Origin of the sequence: Streptococcus sp. (assembly GCF_019414905.1) — a bacterium.
GTDB lineage: Bacteria > Bacillota > Bacilli > Lactobacillales > Streptococcaceae > Streptococcus.
In genome coordinates, this window is sequence record NZ_DXLC01000182.1 from 1 (window position 1) to 1767 (window position 1767).

General features: G+C 43.3%; 2 protein-coding genes. Both read left to right on the plus strand.

Features of this window, described 5'->3' with window-relative positions:
• The first annotated feature begins 112 nt into the window (after positions 1 to 112).
• Positions 113 to 1048: an HPr(Ser) kinase/phosphatase gene (gene hprK / locus QZ359_RS05515; protein ID WP_173233320.1), complete on the plus strand. Its 936-nt coding sequence runs from the start codon at positions 113 to 115 to the stop codon at positions 1046 to 1048.
• Positions 1041 to 1767, plus strand: a 727-nt coding sequence (gene lgt / locus QZ359_RS05520) for a prolipoprotein diacylglyceryl transferase (protein ID WP_293963932.1), incomplete at its 3' end; no start/stop codon positions are given. The genes hprK and lgt, both read left to right, overlap by 8 nt.

The window sequence follows — 1767 nt, forward strand, 5'->3', positions numbered from 1 at the left end:
ACTCTTTGATTTTCATTGAGTATAAATAAATACTCCAAAGCCTGCAAAAATCTCAAATATCCTCCTACAATTTGATATAATAGAGAGAAGAACTCATTTGAAGGAGGAAATGATGTCGGTTTTAGTAAAAGAAGTGATTGAAAAGCTTAGACTAGACATTGTCTATGGCGAACCAGAATTGCTTGAAAAGGAAATCAATACAGCGGATATTACGCGACCTGGTCTTGAAATGACAGGCTATTTTGACTACTACACGCCAGAGCGGATCCAGCTCTTGGGGATGAAGGAGTGGTCTTATCTGATCAGCATGCCTTCCAACAGCCGTTATGAAGTTTTGAAAAAAATGTTTCTACCTGAGACGCCAGCGGTCATTGTTGCCCGTGGTTTGGTGGTTCCAGAGGAGATGTTAAAGGCAGCTAGAGAATGTAAGATTGCCATTTTAACCAGCCGTACAGCGACCAGTCGTTTGTCTGGAGAGTTATCTAGCTATCTGGATTCTCGTTTGGCAGAACGGACCAGTGTGCACGGTGTCTTGATGGATATCTATGGGATGGGTGTCTTGATTCAAGGCGATAGTGGCATCGGTAAGAGTGAGACAGGTCTAGAGCTTGTCAAACGTGGTCACCGCTTGGTAGCTGATGACCGGGTCGATATCTTTGCCAAGGACGAGATTACTCTTTGGGGTGAACCGGCTGAAATCTTGAGACACCTGATTGAAATTCGTGGGGTTGGGATTATCGATGTCATGAGCCTCTACGGTGCCAGTGCCGTCAAGGACTCTTCACAAGTCCAGCTTGCTGTTTATTTGGAAAACTATGATACACATAAGACCTTTGATCGTCTTGGCAACAATCCAGAGGAACTAGAAATTTCTGGCGTAGCCATTCCTCGTATCCGCATCCCAGTTAAAACAGGTCGTAATATCTCTGTCGTGATTGAGGCAGCTGCTATGAACTATCGTGCCAAGGAAATGGGCTTTGATGCGACCCGTTTGTTCGAAGAACGCTTGACAAATCTCATTGCTCAAAACGAGGTGCCTAATGCTTGATCCAATTGCTATTCATCTAGGTCCTCTAGCCATTCGTTGGTATGCCTTGTGTATTGTGACAGGCTTGATTCTTGCGGTTTATTTGACCATGAAAGAAGCGCCTAGAAAGAAGATCATACCAGACGATATTTTAGATTTCATCTTGATAGCCTTTCCCTTGGCTATTTTAGGAGCACGTCTCTACTATGTTATTTTCCGTTTTGATTACTATAGTCAGAATTTGGGAGAGATTTTTGCCATTTGGAATGGTGGTTTGGCTATTTACGGTGGTTTGATTACAGGGGCTATTGTACTTTATATCTTTGCTGATCGTAAACTTATCAATACTTGGGATTTTCTAGATATTGCAGCGCCTAGCGTTATGATTGCCCAAAGTTTGGGTCGCTGGGGCAATTTCTTTAACCAAGAAGCTTATGGTGCAGCAGTGGATAATCTGGATTATCTACCTAGTTTTATCCGGGACCAGATGTATATTGAGGGGAGCTACCGTCAACCGACCTTCCTTTATGAGTCTCTATGGAATCTACTTGGCTTTGCCTTGATTTTGATATTGAGACGAAAATGGAAGAGTCTCAGACGAGGTCATATCACTGCTTTCTACTTGATTTGGTATGGCTTCGGTCGTATGGTCATCGAAGGAATGCGGACAGACAGCCTCATGTTCTTTGGTCTGCGAGTTTCCCAATGGTTATCAGTTATCCTTATCGGACTCGGTATTT

Excerpts from the sequence above, each read along its gene's own strand:
- hprK (WP_173233320.1), top strand. The coding sequence starts at position 113 with ATGTCGGTTTTAGTAAAAGAAGTGATTGAAAAGCTTAGACTAGACATT.